The sequence below is a fragment of the Rahnella sp. BCC 1045 genome, from assembly GCF_019049615.1.
GTDB classification, from domain to species: Bacteria; Pseudomonadota; Gammaproteobacteria; order Enterobacterales; family Enterobacteriaceae; genus Rahnella; species Rahnella contaminans.
Genome location: NZ_JAFMOZ010000126.1, coordinates 102,262 through 119,782 on the forward strand (window position 1 = coordinate 102,262; position 17,521 = coordinate 119,782).

Below are 17,521 nucleotides of genomic sequence, written 5' to 3' on the forward strand. Positions count from 1 at the left end.
TTATGGCAATGCAATCTCAGGACATACTTCGTAAGTCCGCAACCAACGGGTTCACGCCAGCGCCGCGTGCCCGCGATCATCAGCAGGAAGTGGCGAAACTCATCGACGTCACCACCTGCATCGGCTGCAAAGGCTGTCAGGTCGCCTGTTCCGAATGGAACGACCTGCGCGATGAAGTCGGCGTGAACACCGGCGTTTACGACAACCCGATGGATCTCAGCGCGAAATCCTGGACGGTCATGCGTTTCTCGGAAGTGGAAGAGAACGGCAAGCTGGAATGGCTGATCCGCAAAGACGGCTGCATGCACTGCGCCGATCCGGGCTGTCTGAAAGCCTGTCCGGCAGAGGGAGCGATTTTGCAGTACGCCAACGGCATCGTCGATTTTCAGTCGGAACACTGCATCGGCTGCGGTTACTGCATCGCTGGTTGCCCGTTCAACATCCCGCGCATTAACCCGCAGGATAACCGCGCTTACAAATGCACGCTGTGCGTTGACCGCGTCAGCGTCGGGCAGGAACCTGCCTGTGTGAAAACCTGCCCGACCGGCGCGATTCATTTCGGGACCAAAACGGAAATGCAGGAGCTGGCGGCAGAACGTGTCAGCGAGCTGAAAGGGCGCGGCTTTGAACAGGCCGGTTTGTACGATCCGCAGGGCGTCGGCGGCACGCACGTTATGTATGTGCTGCATCATGCTGACAAACCCGACCTGTACCACGGCCTGCCAAAAGACCCGGCCATCAGCACGGCGGTAACGCTCTGGAAAGGCATCTGGAAACCGCTGGCGGCCGTTGGTTTTGCAGTGACCTTCGCGGCGGCGGCCTTCCACTTCCTTGGCGTGGGGCCAAACTACGTGAAAGAAGATCACGCAGATGAGAAAGAGGAAGAAAAACAGAATGATGAGGAGACACACCCATGAAAAAAGAGAAGTTAATCCAGCGCTATAGCCTGGTGGAACGCCTCAATCACTGGATCGTCGCTTTTTGTTTTGTGACGCTCGCACTCAGCGGCATCGGCTTCTTTTTCCCGTCGTTTAACTGGCTGATGAACGTTTACGGCACCCCGCAAATGGCGCGCATTCTGCATCCGTTCTTCGGCGTGGTGATGTTCGTCTCTTTCCTCGGCATGTTCTTCCGTTACTGGAAGCACAATCTGCCGGAAAAAGATGACATCGTGTGGGCGAAAAATATTCATAAAGTCCTGATGAATGAAGAAGTCGGAGACACCGGTCGCTATAACTTCGGTCAGAAATGCGTATTCTGGGCGGCCATCAGCTGTCTGGTTCTGCTGATGGCGAGCGGCGTCATTATCTGGCGCCCGTGGTTTGCCGGTTACTTCCCGATCCCGCTGATCCGCCTTGCACTGCTGGTGCATTCGCTGGCCGGTATCGGGTTGATTCTGGTGATTATCATGCATGTATACGCGGCGACCTGGGCGAGAGGCTCCATCACGGCCATGACGGAAGGCAAAGTTCCGGCGTCATGGGCGAAATATCATCATCCCCGCTGGTATCGTCAGGTGCGTGCTGAACAACTGAAAAAAGACAAGGATGAAAGGAAAGCCGGATGAGCATACAGATTGTTCCACAGGACGAACTGGCTGACGGCAAAACGGCGGGAAATATCCCGCCCGTATTGTTCGCCAATCTGAAAAACCTTTACCAGCGCCGCGCCGATCGTTTGCGCGCACTGGCTGAAGACAGCCCGCTGGACGGGTATCTGAATTTTGCCGCGACGATTTGCGACGCGCAGCAGCGCGTTCTGGCGGCATTCCCGCTGGAAATTGACCTCAGCGAAGAATTGCAAAAAGCCGCCGGTAAACCACCGCTCGATTGCAGCCTGTTTCCGCGAACGCCGCACTGGCTGGTTCTGCTGGATGCGCTGATTGCGGAACTCAAACCGGGTGCCGATGAAACAGTGCGCCAGGTACTGGAACGCCTCGAACATTCCCCGAGCCTTCAGCGGGAAATGATGGCGACGCAATTACTGAACCAGGATTTCGTACACGTTCCTGCTGACAAAGCGCCGTTTATCTGGGCGGCGCTGTCGCTGTACTGGGCGCAGATGGCTGCGCAGCTTCGTGGCGTTGGCCGCGCCGATTATGGTGAAAGCCGCCAGTTTTGTCCGGTGTGCGGCAGCATTCCGGTTTCGGCGGTGATTGCGATGGGGGCTAATAACGGCCTGCGCTATCTGCACTGCAATCTGTGCGAAAGCGAATGGCACGTCGTGCGCGCCAAATGCAGCAATTGCGACGAAATGGGCAATCTTCACTACTGGTCTTTAAGCGAAGATACCGCCGGTGCTGAGCAGGCGACGATCAAAGCCGAAGCCTGCGATGATTGCGGCGCGTATCTCAAAGTGATTTATCAGGATAAAGATCCGCAGGCCGATGCCGTCGCCGACGATCTCGCCACGCTGTTGCTCGACGACCGCATGGAAGATAAAGGCTTTACTGGCAGCGGCGTGAACCCCTTCCTGTTCCCCGCAGGATGACTCTGAAAGCTGGCAGTCCGTCGCGTCTTTACTGGTAAAGCGTGCCGTGGCTGCTAGCTTTAACAGAGGTTCCGGTGAAAAACGTGGAGGCTCAGATGAAACTGATCGGCAGTTATACCAGCCCGTATGTGCGCAAAATTTCGGTGATGTTGCTGGAAAAAGGTATCCCGTTCGATTTCATCAACGACGTGCCGCACGACGCGGGCTGCAAAATCACCCAGTTTAATCCCCTTGGCAAAGTCCCCGCGCTGGTCACTGACGACGGCGAAGTGTTTTACGATTCCCCCATAATTGTGCAGTACATCGAGCTGATGAACGTCGCGCCGACCTTTTTGCCGTGGCAGCCGCTGGAAGCGTTGCGGGTAAAACAGATTGAAGCGCTGGCCGATGGCGTGACAGACGCCGCCGTCGCGCTGGTGCTGGAAAACCGCCGTGAAGCCGTTAAACGCAACGAAGCCTGGATTTTACGCCAGCGGGAGAAACTTCTGCGCGGGCTGGACGCGCTGGAAAAACACGCCGAAAACCGCACGCTGCTGAATTCTGACCATCTTAACGTCGCCGATATCGCCACCGCCTGTTCGCTCGGTTATATCAACTTTCGCCGCATTGCGCCGGGCTGGTGTGTTGAGCGTCCGGCGCTGATCAAACTGGTTGAACGCCTGTTCCTGCGCGAGAGTTTTGCGCGCACGACACCCCCTGCCAGCGGTAACGCCAGCGTTGCAGCAAAAAAGGTGTGAAGCCGCTCGAAGAGTTCTCTTTACATCCCGTCGGTTAGATTTTCACTGCCTAAACTTTATGCAGCGCTCTGCTAAAACCTGCTGCATAAAGGAGTTCCATCATGGCTTATGATAAAAATCCTCATGCCGTCAAACCGGAAGAATACGGTTTCCCGCTCAAACTCAAAAAACAATACGACAACTTCATTGGCGGCGAATGGGTCGCGCCGGTGAAAAAAGAGTATTACGACAATCTGACGCCAGTGACCGGTGAGGTGCTGTGCAAAGTCGCCAGTTCCGGCACCGATGATATTGAGCTGGCGCTGGACGCCGCGCACAAAGCCAAAGGTGACTGGGGCAAAATGCCGGTGCAGCAGCGGGCAAACTTGCTGCTGAAAGTCGCCGACCGGATGGAAGAAAACATTGAGTTGCTGGCGAATGCCGAAACCTGGGACAACGGGAAACCGATCCGCGAAACCAGCGGTGCGGACGTTCCGCTGGCCATCGACCATTTCCGCTATTTTGCGTCCTGCGTGCGTGCGCAGGAAGGCGGGATCAGCGAAATCGACAGCGAAACTGTCGCCTATCATTTCCACGAGCCGCTGGGCGTGGTGGCGCAAATCATCCCGTGGAACTTCCCGCTGCTGATGGCCTGCTGGAAAATGGCACCGGCGCTGGCTGCCGGTAACTGTATCGTGCTCAAACCAGCCAAACTGACCCCACTTTCCGTGCTGTTGCTGATGGAACTGGTGCAGGACATTCTGCCAGCGGGCGTCATCAACGTGGTGAACGGTTCAGGCGGTGAAATCGGCGAATATCTGGCGACGTCCAAACGTATCGCCAAAGTCGCCTTTACCGGTTCGACCGAAGTCGGCCAGCAAATCGCCGGTTACGCGGCACAAAACCTGATCCCGGCTACGCTGGAACTGGGCGGCAAATCCCCGAATATTTTCTTCGCCGACGTGATGGACAAAGAAGATGAGTTTTTTGACAAAGCGCTGGAGGGTTTCGCGCTGTTTGCGTTCAATCAGGGCGAAGTTTGTACCTGCCCGAGCCGCGCGCTGGTGCAGGAATCCATCTACGAACGCTTTATGGAGCGCGCCATCAAACGCGTAGAGGCCATCAAAACCGGTAACCCGCTGGATATCGAAACCCAGATGGGCGCGCAGGTTTCTGCCGGACAGATGAAAACCATTCTGGATTACATCGAAATCGGTAAGAAAGAGGGCGCGGAAGTGCTGACCGGTGGCGCGAAGAAAAAACTCGAAGGCTCGCTGAACGACGGTTATTACCTGCAACCGACCATCCTGCTGGGTAAAAACAACATGCGGGTATTCCAGGAAGAAATCTTCGGGCCGGTGCTGGCGGTGACCACGTTTAAAGATATGGATGACGCGCTGCAAATCGCCAACGATACGGCGTACGGGCTGGGTGCGGGCGTCTGGAGCCGTGACGGCAATGTGGCGTATCACATGGGACGCAACATTCAGGCCGGTCGCGTCTGGACCAACTGCTACCACGCCTATCCGGCACATGCGGCGTTCGGTGGCTACAAACAATCCGGCATCGGGCGTGAAACCCATAAGATGATGTTGGATCACTATCAGCAAACCAAGTGTTTACTCGTTTCATATTCGAGTAAACCGATGGGGTTATTCTAAACACTGAGCTGTCTGCTAAACCCCCTCCCAGCCTCCCCCTTCGCAGGGGGAGGAGCAAAAGCGCGATCTGCTCCCTGCGAAGGGGGTATTAATGGCGACTCAGAACGAAATCAAACTACGCTGTTTGGCGGCAGCACAACCTGACGACTGCGCAGGAAAACGACCACCAGGGCCAGCCACGACAGGCCGCTCAGCAGGTTGAACAGGTTAAACATTCCCGCACCGCCTTCTACGTAAGCTACTTTCGCCAGCTCAATCCCTAACGTGAAAATCATCATGCTGATGACGCCCATCGCCGCAGAAACGGTGCCTTTGCTCATGTCGCTGGAGAACAGCGTCAGGCGGTACAAACCGGCGTTCGCCACACCAATCCCGAAAGCGTAAAGGCTCAGACCGGCGGTCATCCACAGATAAGCATGGGCGGAGAAAAGCGTCGCCACGGCGGAAATCAGCAGACCGACAACCATCGGGCCCGCGCCGAGTTTAATCAGATATTCGACCGTCCGTTTCCCGGTCAGGCGCGCCAGCGTGACGTTACCAATAATCAGCGCACCGAAAATCGGCACCTGCAGCAGGCCGTAATCGTACGCCGGTAAGCCTTCGCCGCTGATTAAGATGACCGGCGACTGCGCAATCCACGTCAGCAGCGGCAGGCTGGCAAAGCCAATTGCCAGTGCGCCACACAGGAACTGGCGGTTTTTGAGCACCAGTTTGTAATCGTGCAGCAGGCTTGGCATGGAAAACTTCTCGCCGAGGCGTGACGCGGTTTCTGGCATGGATTTCCACAACCCCCACAGCGAAATCGAGGCCAGCACGGCGAAAATCACAAACATCAGCTGCCACGGCGCAACGTGGATCAGCGCCGCACCGGCCAGCGGGCCCAGCAGCGGTGCGATCAGCGCGACGTTTGCCATCATGGCCGTGATCTTGATGCAGATGGATTCCTCGAAAGATTCCTGTATCGCGGCATACCCGACCGCGCCGATAAAGCACAGACTGATGCCCTGAAGGAAGCGCATCACCATAAATTGTTCGATGTTCTGTACGAACAGAATCGCCAGACAGGTGACGATGAAAAAGCTGACGCCCGCAAGCATCACCGGCCGCCGCCCGCGCCGGTCGGACAGCGGCCCGAGCAGCCATTGCAGGAACATTCCGCCCGCGAGATACGCGGTCATTGAGGTGGGCACCCATTCTTCCCCGGCATTAAAATTAGCCACGACGGCCAGCATGCCCGGCTGGATCATATCGTTGCCGATATAGGTCGCAAACTCGAACAACACCAGACACAGAGGGAACAAAAGCGCCTGCCGCCCCAGAAGGGACGCAGTATTTGGAGAATTATGCATATTTTTATTTCACAGACGTAAGGCTAATCGTTTGATTATTAGCGGAAGAATAAGAGACTGTCCGGGCGGGATTCGCAAGCGAGGCAGTAATGGGCGTTATTTTGCCCATTTATTGAGCGCAGCGCAATCTTCTGATTCACGTTAAGCACAATCTGAGATCGGCACTTTTGCCTTGTTTACGTTCAAAAAGGTGACTACGCTGCAAACAGCACATCAACGGGAAGGAAATCGCAGGTAATGAGCCAAAAAATCAGCTGGATAGATAACCTGCGCGCGCTCGCCTGCATGATGGTGGTGATGATTCACGCCAGCACGTCACTGGTAGTGAATTTTTCGGCGATACACACGGCGGAATGGACCGTTGCCAATCTGCTCAATTCGGCTTCGCGTGTCTGTGTACCGCTATTTTTTATGATTTCCGGCGCGCTGTTTTTTGGTGAACGGAGCGCACAAAAACGGCATTTCCTGCGCGTCACACTATGCCTGATTTTTTACAGCGTTGTCTCGCTAATCTATATCCTCACGATGACAAAGATTGGATTTTGGCCGTCTCTGCGTCTGATTCTGGAAAAACCGGTGTTTTATCACCTTTGGTTCTTCTACGCGATTATCGTGGTTTACCTCCTTTCCCCGCTGATAAACGTCAAAACTGTGTCTGGCAAATATCTGCTGATCGCCGGAATACTGCTCGGCGTTCTGGCGAACCCGCAGCTTCCGGCTTTCACCTGGCAGAAAATCCATCTGTTACCGCTGGATTTGTACATCAGCGGCGACACGTTTTATTACGTCCTGTATGCCCTGATGGGGCGTGCCATCAGCCATATTGATACCCGAAAACCCGGCGTGACGCTGACCGCCGTGGCCGTTTTCGTTCTCAGCACGCTGGCGATTGCGGACGGGACTTACCGGCAGATGCTGATTAACCAGAATTTCGCCGATACTTTCTACGTCTACACCGGCCCGCTGGTGTTTATCTCCGCCATATCACTGTTTGTGGTGTTTAAAAACGCGCTGGCGCAACGCATCCTGCCAGGATTTGCGCTGATCTCCCGCCATTCTCTGGCTATCTACGGCTTTCATGCGCTGATTATCATCGGATTGCGCGGCCGCCATCTCGATTTCCCCCAATTCCCGCTGTTCAATGTCGCGTACCTATTTATTTGCGGGCTCGGCGGCGGCCTGCTGCTGGCGATGGCGCTGGGGAAAATTGACCGGCGGAATTGGGTGAGTTAATTCGGAGTAATGTGATTATAACTGGCGTGAATGATATCGGGTTATATATTAATTCCTTTGTCTATTTTATTATGTCAGGAATGTACCGCAGGACGATTAATCTATTTCATTATCTTTGTCTGTTTTTTCTGGATACTCTTTCATTTCCTTTATTCAGGCAAATCAACATGACATTTTGGCTGCCCTTTGAAATCAACGGTGAGATTTATTCGCTGGAACATCTGCGGGCATCGACAATTACCGCGGTCAGGCCTGCCAGCCATGACTTTCCAGTTCGTCAGTTGCAGATTTTTATTGTTTATACTGATCATTGTTTTACAGCACATCAGGCTGAGTCTGAACTCTGGGTTTATCCGCACAGCCCTGGTAAGCACCGGCGCTATTTCTGCCGGGAGCGTTATTCTTATTCATGCCGCTTACCCGACCTTGTTAATAAATTGATTAACGAAAATGCGATATTAGCAAGAACTCCTCATCAGCATCAGGACACCTTTTATTATCTTGAAGAACATTATATGGGTGTAGATTATTGTATGTTTTTTGAGATAACGAAAAACACACATCCTGCGAGTGATATCCGATTAAAAGTAATGACAGGTTATCCGAGAGAAAAATGGGCCGGACAGGTTGGTGTAAACGGGCGATTCAGTTTTTGGTATATTTTTGATGCGAGAATGAAAGGAATAAAACTGCCGGCAAAGCGCAGATAACAAAAAAGCGACTCAGGGTCGCTTTTTTGTTTTACAGCTTCAGGCGGAGGTCTTTGGATTTTTCATCTTATCGCGGCACGGCCAGCGACCTTTAAAGGCAGACACTGACGTACTGTTTAGCGTTGCTATTCAGTCCCACAAACCGTCAGTGAGTAAAATTTTACTCACTTATTGCTCAACTTGCAATCAGCAACACCATCATTCCAGCGCTCCTGCGCCCGCCGGAATTGCCTGCCGGAGGAAAATCCGGCGGCGAGGGCGGCTTTCTCGATGCCTGATCCTTGCCGGATGCGTTGTTGTGCGACGGCGATGCGCAGCTGTTCGTGGTAGTCGCGTACGCTGATACCCAGATGCTGGCGGAACAGGCGCGTCAGGTGGCGGCCGCTGATGTGGGCTCTGGCGGCGACGTCTTCCACCTGCCACGGAGATTCCGGTTCGGCGGCCATCAGGTTTTGCGCACGATGGACGGCAGGATGCAGATGATTGCGGTAGCGCAGCCACGGGGAAAGTTGCGGGTCATCGCCGCCGCGGCGGAAATACACCACCATTTCGCGGGCGACGTCCAGCGCGGCCTGCGGGCCGAGATGTGTGGCGATCAGGTGCAGTGCCAGATCGATACCGGCGCTGATCCCCGCGCTGGTCAGCACGGAACGATCCTCGACAAATATCCGGTTATCTTTCACCTGTGCGGCAGGCACCTGCTGGCGCAGACGCGCGATCACGTCGTGATGCGTGGTGCACTGATAGCCGTCGAGCAGCCCGGCCTTTCCCGCCAGAAGGCTGCCGGAACAGATACAAACCAGCGTCAGCAAACCGTTTTCGATGGCATTTTTTTGCTGACGCAGCCAGTCACAGGCAAATTGGGCGACGGGTGAGGAAAAATTTTCTTCCGAACGATCAACGCCGGGCATGATCAGAATGCTGCCTTCCGGCAACGTTTCCGGCAGTGGCTGCAAATGGCTGACCGTCAGCCCGGTCGACATCGTGATTTCCGGCAGCGGGCCGATGTAGTGCAAAGCAAAATGCCCGGCGATACGCAGTGCTTCCGCCGGACCGGTCAGGTCTAAGGCCATCACGCCCGGTAGCGTCATAAAGTAGACATTTCGTTGCATATCGCCTCACAGATTCATCATCACTGCGCCTATCTTCACACAGCGCGAGCGAGTTCCGCCAGTGCGCCGCTGACGTCGGTAATCGTGGCAAAACGGTCGGCCAGCACGAGCTCGGTGCGCAATTTGATTTCAGCCGCGCTCAGCGTCACGCCGCTGGCGTGTGTCATCGGAAACGTCAGCGTCGCTTCGGTAACAAACGTCACTGTGTAACCCAGATCGGACGCCACGCGCGCCGTGGTTTCACAGCATTGTTCGGTACGCATTCCGGCAATGATCAGATGTGTGATACCTCGTTCCCGCAGCCACGCGTCGAGGCCGGATTCGGTCAGGGAATTGTGAACATGTTTATGGACAACGTGCTGCGGCTGATGGGTGAGAAAAGCCATCGGCGTGACCAGCCCGGATTCAAGCGAAAACACACCGTCAGGATTGACATGAAACACGTCGATGATGGGAACTTTACGGGTCTGACAGCCGTCGATCAGGCGGGTTAATGCCTGGCTGAAAGCCGGTAAATCATCCTGCTGCCAGAAATCTTTTTGCTCGAAAGAACGTTGCACGTCGATATTTAACAGGGCGCTGTGGGTCATTTTCGGACTCCGTCTGGTGAATGTGAAACCAGTCTGCGCCTGAAAACCTGCCGGGAGAATGCCAAAAACGGACATGATGCTGATGTTGGCGGACGATCTGCATCGCCCGCTGATAAAAATCAGATTTTCTGGTCAGCGCGCCAGTGGTGATAATCGATGTGGTCGGCCTGAAAATTGGTGGTCTGGGCGTCGCCGGTCAGGCGGTACGCCAGCTGGAAAGCGAAATCAAATGCCAGCCCTAAGCCTTTTCCGCTGAGCAGATTGCCGTCCTCGACAAAAGACTGATTCACATAAACACCGTCTTTGACGTCTTTGTATAAATCGCCGGAACAGACATAACGCCGTCCTTTCAGCAGGCCGTTACCGCCCAGAACGCGAGCGGCCGCCGAGCACAGCGGGCAAATCAGTTTTCCAGCTTCGTCATGACGGCGGACAAATTCCACGACATCTTTGCTGGCCGCCAGCGCCACCGAGCCTTCCGGGCCGCCGGGCATCACCACCGCGTCATACAAACGATCGCCCTGTGCGCTCAGCAATTCATTGGCCTGCATCTGAATGCCGTGGTAAGTGCGCAGCGTCAGGCTTTTCTGGCAGGCCAGCGTAGTGACCTGAATTTCCAGCCGCTCGAGAATATCGAGCACAATCACCGCTTCGCCTTCTTCAAATCCGTCGGCCAGCAGCAGCGCGACCTGCTTTTTCGCGTTATCCTTCACCATAATGCAAATGTCCTCTGAGGATGAAAATCAGAGGACATCATAAAATGAAACGATGTTTTGATATTGTGAGTCCGTCAGCAGACTAGAAAACCAGCTGAACTTTCGATGCTTTGGATTTATCCATTGCATAGTCCAGTGCTTCGACCAGACTTTCCTGCGGGAATTCCGCTGACAGTAACGGCATCGGATCGACGGTTTTATTCGCCAGCCATTCCACCGCCGTATTAAATTCCCCGGTGAAACGGAAGCTGCCGACCCAGTTAATTTCTTTGGCAATCAGCATCATCAGCGGGAATTCATTCACCACCGGCCCCATGCCGACCTGCACCAGTGTGCCGCGTGCGCGGGTGACTTCCAGACAGCGGCGGATAGAAGAAGGATGGCCGGAGGCGTCAAAGGAGACATCGAAGAAACCTTTTTCGGCCTGATATTCGCTGAAATCACCCTGCGCGGCGTCCAGCGCTTTGTTTGCACCAACGGCCAGTGCCAGCGTGCGACAACGTTCGCTCGGATCCGTTACCACGATTTGTGCTGCACCTTTGGCTTTAGCGGCCAGCACGATCAGGCAGCCAATCGGACCGACGCCGGAAACAAACACCGTTTTGCCGTGAATATCCCCGGCCTGATTGACCGCGTGGATTGCTACCGCAAGCGGTTCAGCGAAAACCATCAGCCGGTCGCTGACCTGATTGTCGTAAGGAATACACTGTTCGCTGTCGACGATTTTATACTGCGTGAATGCACCGTTGATGTGCGGGAAATACATCGCGCTGCCAAAGAATTTCATGGTGGTGCACTGGTTTTCATCACCGGAAAGGCAATATTTGCAGGCCTTGCATGGCTTGCTGGGGTTCAGCGCGACTTTCTGGCCCGGCTGCAAATTTGGGTTGTCAGATTTCTCCACCACACCCACTACTTCATGCCCGAGCACCATCGCCTCGCGTACTTTGAAATCGCCCACCGCGCCGTGTTCGTAGTAATGCAGGTCGGAACCGCAGATGCCGCCACGGGTGATTTTTACCAGCGTGCCCTGGCCTGTGTAGTCGATGGTCTGGCCGATCACCGAGACGTCTTTTTTCCCGGTTACGACGCAGGATTGAGTGGCAATTGTCATGGAATTCTCGCTCTTTAAAGGGGCATTTTTGGCCTGATGGCTCCCAGTAAAGAGCGTTTGGACGGCGGAAAATGTGACCACCGTCACTTTGTTTCGTGTTACGAAAACCTGTTACCCATAACTTGAACGGACTCAACCTTTCGCGGGCGGTTGCGCCTTGTTACGCGCAGGAATACTGAGGATCAGATGCGAGATTACGCCGCCGGTTAAGCCCCAGAACGCCGAACCCACGCCGAGTAATGTCACGCCGGACGCGGTGATCAGAAACGTGATAACCGCTGCGTCACGCTGACGTTCATTTTCCAGCGCCCGGTATAAACTCCCGGCAATAGTGCCGAGCAGTGCCAGCCCGGCGATGGTATGAATAAGCGCGGGAGGTAGCGCGGTAAACACCAGGCCGATCGAACCGCCAAATACGCCGGCAATCAGATAGAAAATCCCGGCGGCGACGGCGGCCATGTAGCGCTTTTTCGGATCCGGGTGGATATCTTCACCCATACAAATTGCGGCGGTAATGGCGGCGATACAAACGGTAAATCCGCCGAACGGGGCGAGAATTAACGCGGTGAGCGCGGTCCACGAAATCAGCGGCGAAACGGGCAGGTGATAGCCGTGCGCTTTCAGCGTGGCGATACCTGGTGCATTTTGTGACGCCATGGTCACCACGAAAAACGGAATGCCGATGCCGATAATAGAAGGCCACGTAAAATGCGGCATCACAAATGCCGGCGCGGCAAACGTCATGGTCTGGCCGTGCAGCGAAATATCGCCCTGTAAGCCGGCGACGATCAGCCCGGCAATCAGCGCAAGCACCACCGCATAGCGTGGCAGGGCGCGTTTCGCCAGCAGATAAACCAGACACATCGTGCCCGCCAGCGCGAAATTACTTTGCAGCGAGGTAAACGCATTCAGCCCGAAACGCAGCAGAATGCCGCCCAGCATCGCAGCCGAAAGCGCCTGCGGAATGTAATGCATCAGTCTGGCGAACAAGCCGGTCACGCCGCACAGCAGGATCAGACCGGTGGCAAATACAAACACGCCAATGGCCTCGTTAATCGACGTGCCGGGCAGACTGGTGACGAGTAACGCTGCGCCGGGCGTCGACCATGCGGTCACGACCGGCGTGCGGTAATACAGCGAAAGTCCGATGCTCGTCACGCCCATTCCCAGGCCCAGCATGCTCAGCCAGCCGCCGATTTGTGGCGCGCTGGCACCCGCCGCTTCAGCTGCCTGAAAGATAATTGCCGCGGAGCTGGTATAGCCGACTAAAACTGCGACAAATCCGGCGATCACCGCCGAAAAAGTGACATCCTGCAAACTGATACGCATGGTCATTTGTGAAAATCCTTCGGGTTAGCGGACGCTGGCGGTATGCTGTTGTGCGTTATAGCGCACATATGATGCGCTCAAGATATCACTGTGCGTTATAACGCACAATCGCGATGAACGATCATCGTCGCAGAGGAGACACAATGCAGGAACTTACCCGCCATATTGGCAGTCAGCTGAAAGCCGTGCGCAGCGAACGCGGATGGAGTCTCACTCAGGCGGCAGAAAAAACCGGCGTCAGTAAGGCCATGCTCGGGCAGATTGAGCGCGGCGAATCCAGTCCGACCGTGGCGACTTTATGGAAAATCGCCAGCGGGCTGAATGTCTCGTTTTCAGAGTTTCTCGAAACACCGCCGGAGCAATCTGCCGCGCTGCATCGCCACGGGTTGCTGACCACGTTTAACAGCGACACTTCAGGAATGCGCGTCGTGCCGTTATTCCCCTACGACACGACTTTGCGCATGGATATGTTTGTTATCGATCTTGAACCCGGCGGTTGCAGCGAGTCTACGCCTCATGAAGCCGGTGTTATCGAGCATGTGATTGTGATTGATGGCGAACTGACGCTGACCGTGGATGGCGTGACCCGCGTACTGAGCGCCGGAGAAGCGCTGCGGTTTGCGGCGGATTGCGCGCACGCATACCGCAATAAGAGTGAACATTCCGTGCGTTTCCACGACCTGATACATTATCCGCAGTCCCGCCCGTAACGATTTCATTTACCGAGGAGAATGACCGATGAGCCAGCCGCAAGATGTTGTTATCCGTCCGTTAACGCCTGCCGACCGCGAAGGTTGGGAAAATTTGTGGCGCGGTTATCTGGATTTTTACCAGTCGGAGCTGGATCCGGCGCAGTTTGATTTCACGTTCCGGCGGTTGTCGGATCCTGACTATGACGGCATGTTTGGCTATGTGGCGGAATATCAGGGGAGGCTGGTCGGGCTGGTGAATTGCCTGAATCACGATCACGGCTGGCACATGCAGCAGGTGGTGTATTTGCAGGATTTATACGTCGATGAGTCCGCGCGCAAACTGGGTATCGGGCAGAAACTGATTGAAGTGGTCTACGCTCATGCTGACAAGAACGAAAAAGCCAACGTGTACTGGATGACGCAGACCACCAATTACACCGCGCGCCAGCTTTATGACCGCGTGGGTAAACCGACTAACTTTATGAAATACATCCGCTAAAGCGGTTTACGCATATTCATTTTTGTCGTGACATAACCCAGGCTGGCATAAAGTGCTTGCGCGCCGGGATTGCTGGCGAAAACGTTCAGCTCAATCGCCACGCTGCCCAGCTCGCGCAGGTGTTCTTCCATCAGCCGGAACGCCGCGATGGCATGTCCCTGACGACGAAATTGCGGATAAACCGTCAGTTCATACACGAAAGCGCTGCGCACGCCGTAGCGTTCAATATTGGCAAACCACAGATATCCCACGGTTTCGCCAGGTTCTTCCTGCCTGATTTCATACAAATAGTGATCCGGTGTTTCAACGCCCTGCGGCAGCGCGTTTTGTGTGGCGCTGCGCGCGCGTTCCAGGGCCGTATCCGGCAGCCACAGCCCGGCAGTCACATTCTCTTCGGCATAATCTTTCGCCAGCAGTTCTGCAAATTCTTCATAAAATGCAGCGCTCATCGGTACTAAAACAGTCATCATTTCCCTCTGATTTATCGGGCAGTTTCTGCCTTTTTATACGGCGTTACATAACATTCGCTGATGGTGGTGGAATGGCTATCAACCTGAGTGATGATGTAGCCTTTTTCAGTCAGCGCCACTGAGCTGTAGGGTGTTTCATTGTGCTTGTCGGAAATAACATCTTCGAAAGACTGAATGATTTTGGCTTTCTCGCCGGCGCGCGCCGGGTCATCCATTCCCTCGACCTGAATCATGGCCTGCCTGAACTGGTTGGAGAATGACGTTTTCCCCATCTTGCTTTCAATCACGGCTTTGATGTTCACCGTGACCTCGTTACCCAGCAAAAACAGCGTATTGCTCTGATAAATAAGCATGTTTTTTCGCTTCGAGACCACAAAGCCATTCTCGATGACCTTCATTTTGCTGTTGTTGGCGTAGGTCACATCATCGAGACAAATAGTTTTATCCCCGACCTTAAACTGGCTGAAACGTGCTTTGATTTCTTTCGGCGTAGATGCCGCCTGCGAGCACAGCGGAACAAGCAACAAAAGCGATAAGAGCCATGACTTCATAGGAGTTTCCCAAACAAGGTGCTGAGCCAGCTGACATAAGAGCAGTATAGGGAGACACCGGCAGGATGCGAACGTTTATCTTTGCGGGACAGTTTTTTACCGTTTTGGCTAAAGACCCGCCCCTGTGATGCCGATAATTCAGGCGATAAGGGAATTCCTGCTTATCTTCAGGGGGCACAAATCAGGGACAGATAATCCGCGTTTTTTCATCGTGAATTTCACAGTACGTTGACTGTTCCGGGGTAATTATGAGTCAGATGCAGGCGCTTTCACCGGCAGCCGGAGTTGGGGTTGCACCACAGAAAACTGTTCCTAAAAAAACCATGCGTACCCGTACGCTGATGCTGATTGTCGGGCTACTTACGATAAGTCTCGGTTACATCATTACGGTCGGATTGCTGAGCTGGCAGTCCGCCGGACAGCAGCGCGACATCGCCCGCCGTTATCTCCAGCAGACCGCCAATACCGACGGCTATCTTGCCCGCCAGAAACTCGACACGGCCCTGCATGCCGCGCGTGACCTGGTTCAGAGCATGATCAGCCTGCGTGAAGCCGGGCATACTGACCGCAAACTCGCCGATACGCTGTTACAAAATGCGCTCAAAAGTCATCCGGATTTTTTATCGATGTCACTGGCCTGGGAGCCGGACGCGTTTGACGGCAAAGACGGCGATTTCGCCGCAAAAGAAGGGCAGGATCCCAACGGGCGTTATGTCCGCTACGTTGACCGCGATACCAGCGGAAATATCGTGCTGCACAATCTCACCGACTACGAAACGCCGGGCAGTGGCGACTACTATTTGCTGCCGCGAAAGCTGCAAAAAGAAGTCATTCTGGAGCCATACAGTTACCCGTATAACGGCGTGGATACGTTGCTGACATCCATTGCCGTGCCGATTATCGTGGACGGGAAATTTCTGGGTTCGGTAACGGCGGATTTCTCGCTGCAAACCTTGCAGACGCTGGTCAACGGCATTAAACCGTATCAGGGAACCGGCTACGCAATGCTGTTTTCGCAGACCGGCCATTTCATCTCTTCGCCTAAAAAAGAGCAGGTCACGCACCAGCTTGAAAACGATGCGCCGTTGCTGAAAAGCATACAGACCGGGCAAATGACCAGCCGCGAACAGCAGGATCCGGTGCTGGGCGAAAACGCCTTTGCCGAGTTTGTGCCGATTCAGATCGGTAATACCGGCACGCCGTGGATGCTGGGCATTGTGGCGCCGGTAAAAGCGGTGATGAAAGAAAGTACGCGTCAGCTTTATTACGCGCTGGTGCTGATGGTGCTGAGCATCGTGGTGGTGTTTGCCGTGCTGAGCGTGATTTTCACCCGCAAAGTTTTGCGCCCGGTGGGCGGCGAGCCTGCGGATGCGGCGAAAATCGCGCTGACGGTCGCAGACGGTGACCTAACGCACCCGATCGTCACGCAGAAAAACGATCACAGCAGCATCTTCTTTGCCCTGCAAACCATGCAGGCGCAACTGCGGCATGTGGTGAACGACATTATTTCGACCAGCCATGCGGTCGGCAGCGGCGCATCGCAGATTGCCGCGGGGAATATCGATCTGGCTTCGCGAACCGAGCAGCAGGCGGCCGCGCTGGAAGAAACCGCCGCCAGCATGGAACAGCTGACGGCGACGGTAAAACAGAATGCCGATAATGCACACGTTGCGACCGAACTGACGGCGAACGCCACGGAAATCGCCGGAAAGGGCGATCGCATTATGTCCGACGTAGTCGGCGTAATGAGCGCGATTGACGACAGTTCGCGGCGAATTGGCGACATCACGACGGTCATCAACGGCATTGCTTTCCAGACCAATATTCTGGCGCTGAATGCGGCGGTAGAAGCCGCCCGCGCGGGCGAGCAGGGGCGCGGATTTGCCGTGGTGGCATCTGAAGTGCGCAGTCTGGCGCAACGCAGCGCCGACGCCGTAAAAGAGATTTCTGCCCTGATTGAGGAATCCACGTCCCGCGTTGATCACGGCGTCGGGCTGGTGAAAAGCGCCGGGGAAACGATGAAAGAGATCATGAAAGCGGTCACTGACGTGCGCGATATCATGAGCGAAATTGTCGCGGCCTCCGACGAGCAATCGCGCGGGATCAGCCAGGTGACGCAGGCCGTACACGAAATGGACGGTGTGACGCAGCAAAACTCCGCGCTGGTTCAGGAAGCATCAGCTGCTTCGGCTTCTCTGGAAGATCAGGCGCGTCGCCTGAATGAAATAGTTCAGGTATTCCGGCTGAAATAATAGCGACGCAGATGCTATTAATACCCCACCCCAACCC

Annotated in this window: 18 protein-coding genes; 10 read left to right on the top strand and 8 right to left on the bottom strand. The window is 54.8% G+C overall.

The annotated features are described in order from the left end of the window. Nucleotides 1-2: 2 nt before the first annotated feature. From fdxH to J1782_RS12870, 5 genes are all read left to right on the top strand, one after another. The gene (fdxH, locus tag J1782_RS12850) at nucleotides 3-917 is read left to right on the top strand and encodes a formate dehydrogenase subunit beta (protein ID WP_217153283.1); all 915 of its coding nucleotides are present in this window, start codon (nucleotides 3-5) and stop codon (nucleotides 915-917) included. Then, nucleotides 914-1,567 (top strand): formate dehydrogenase cytochrome b556 subunit, encoded by a 654-nt coding sequence (fdoI, locus tag J1782_RS12855; RefSeq protein ID WP_152323698.1) that lies wholly within the window; start codon nucleotides 914-916, stop codon nucleotides 1,565-1,567. Before fdxH ends, fdoI begins: the two co-directional genes overlap by 4 nt. Further along, the gene (gene fdhE, locus J1782_RS12860) at nucleotides 1,564-2,490 is read left to right on the top strand and encodes a formate dehydrogenase accessory protein FdhE (RefSeq protein WP_165060719.1); all 927 of its coding nucleotides are present in this window, start codon (nucleotides 1,564-1,566) and stop codon (nucleotides 2,488-2,490) included. The genes fdoI and fdhE overlap by 4 nt, the downstream gene beginning before the upstream one ends. Nucleotides 2,491-2,585: 95 nt before the next feature. Then, entirely contained in the window at nucleotides 2,586-3,227 is a 642-nt protein-coding gene (locus tag J1782_RS12865; RefSeq protein WP_217153284.1) for a glutathione S-transferase, read from the top strand. A 101-nt stretch (nucleotides 3,228-3,328) separates the two neighbouring features. Further along, on the top strand, nucleotides 3,329-4,867 hold the full coding sequence (locus J1782_RS12870) for an aldehyde dehydrogenase family protein (RefSeq protein WP_152323695.1): 1,539 nt from the start codon (nucleotides 3,329-3,331) through the stop codon (nucleotides 4,865-4,867). Between the two features lie 110 nt (nucleotides 4,868-4,977). On the opposite strand, the gene J1782_RS12875 is transcribed toward J1782_RS12870, so the two are convergent. Further along, nucleotides 4,978-6,216, bottom strand: coding sequence for an MFS transporter (locus J1782_RS12875; protein ID WP_165060725.1), 1,239 nt, complete (start codon nucleotides 6,214-6,216; stop codon nucleotides 4,978-4,980). Between the two features lie 237 nt (nucleotides 6,217-6,453). On the opposite strand from J1782_RS12875, the gene J1782_RS12880 reads away from it, so the two are divergent. Continuing rightward, complete coding sequence (locus J1782_RS12880) at nucleotides 6,454-7,449, top strand: acyltransferase (protein WP_217153285.1); 996 nt, start codon at nucleotides 6,454-6,456, stop codon at nucleotides 7,447-7,449. A 167-nt stretch (nucleotides 7,450-7,616) separates the two neighbouring features. Further along, nucleotides 7,617-8,159: a hypothetical protein gene (locus J1782_RS12885; protein WP_217153286.1), complete on the top strand. Its 543-nt coding sequence runs from the start codon at nucleotides 7,617-7,619 to the stop codon at nucleotides 8,157-8,159. Between the two features lie 164 nt (nucleotides 8,160-8,323). On the opposite strand, the gene J1782_RS12890 is transcribed toward J1782_RS12885, so the two are convergent. From J1782_RS12890 to J1782_RS12910, 5 genes are all read right to left on the bottom strand, one after another. After that, on the bottom strand, nucleotides 8,324-9,271 hold the full coding sequence (locus J1782_RS12890; protein WP_217153287.1) for a GlxA family transcriptional regulator: 948 nt from the start codon (nucleotides 9,269-9,271) through the stop codon (nucleotides 8,324-8,326). A 35-nt stretch (nucleotides 9,272-9,306) separates the two neighbouring features. After that, nucleotides 9,307-9,861: an isochorismatase family protein gene (locus J1782_RS12895; RefSeq protein ID WP_152323690.1), complete on the bottom strand. Its 555-nt coding sequence runs from the start codon at nucleotides 9,859-9,861 to the stop codon at nucleotides 9,307-9,309. Between the two features lie 119 nt (nucleotides 9,862-9,980). Continuing rightward, a complete protein-coding gene (locus tag J1782_RS12900) occupies nucleotides 9,981-10,577 on the bottom strand; it encodes a DJ-1/PfpI family protein (RefSeq protein WP_152323689.1) in 597 nt (198 codons plus the stop codon). 82 nt (nucleotides 10,578-10,659) lie between these two features. Beyond that, the gene (idnD, locus tag J1782_RS12905) at nucleotides 10,660-11,691 is read right to left on the bottom strand and encodes an L-idonate 5-dehydrogenase (protein ID WP_165060737.1); all 1,032 of its coding nucleotides are present in this window, start codon (nucleotides 11,689-11,691) and stop codon (nucleotides 10,660-10,662) included. 132 nt (nucleotides 11,692-11,823) lie between these two features. After that, nucleotides 11,824-13,026, bottom strand: a complete 1,203-nt coding sequence (locus J1782_RS12910; RefSeq protein ID WP_217153288.1) for a benzoate/H(+) symporter BenE family transporter — start codon at nucleotides 13,024-13,026, stop codon at nucleotides 11,824-11,826. A gap of 137 nt (nucleotides 13,027-13,163) precedes the next feature. On the opposite strand from J1782_RS12910, the gene J1782_RS12915 reads away from it, so the two are divergent. Beyond that, nucleotides 13,164-13,730, top strand: a complete 567-nt coding sequence (locus tag J1782_RS12915) for a helix-turn-helix domain-containing protein (RefSeq protein WP_217153289.1) — start codon at nucleotides 13,164-13,166, stop codon at nucleotides 13,728-13,730. Nucleotides 13,731-13,758: 28 nt separating this feature from the next. Further along, nucleotides 13,759-14,211: a GNAT family N-acetyltransferase gene (locus tag J1782_RS12920; RefSeq protein WP_217153290.1), complete on the top strand. Its 453-nt coding sequence runs from the start codon at nucleotides 13,759-13,761 to the stop codon at nucleotides 14,209-14,211. Here the strand turns inward: J1782_RS12920 and J1782_RS12925 are convergent. Next, nucleotides 14,208-14,681 carry a GNAT family N-acetyltransferase gene (locus tag J1782_RS12925; RefSeq protein ID WP_244370633.1) on the bottom strand — a complete coding sequence of 158 codons (474 nt, stop codon included), beginning with the start codon at nucleotides 14,679-14,681 and terminating at the stop codon, nucleotides 14,208-14,210. The two genes, J1782_RS12920 and J1782_RS12925, sit on opposite strands and share 4 nt — an antisense overlap. Nucleotides 14,682-14,692: 11 nt before the next feature. Continuing rightward, nucleotides 14,693-15,232 carry a hypothetical protein gene (locus tag J1782_RS12930; protein WP_217153291.1) on the bottom strand — a complete coding sequence of 180 codons (540 nt, stop codon included), beginning with the start codon at nucleotides 15,230-15,232 and terminating at the stop codon, nucleotides 14,693-14,695. Between the two features lie 257 nt (nucleotides 15,233-15,489). Between J1782_RS12930 and J1782_RS12935 the strand changes: the two genes are divergently transcribed. Beyond that, nucleotides 15,490-17,484 carry a methyl-accepting chemotaxis protein gene (locus J1782_RS12935; protein WP_371819781.1) on the top strand — a complete coding sequence of 665 codons (1,995 nt, stop codon included), beginning with the start codon at nucleotides 15,490-15,492 and terminating at the stop codon, nucleotides 17,482-17,484. The last annotated feature ends 37 nt before the right edge of the window (nucleotides 17,485-17,521 follow it).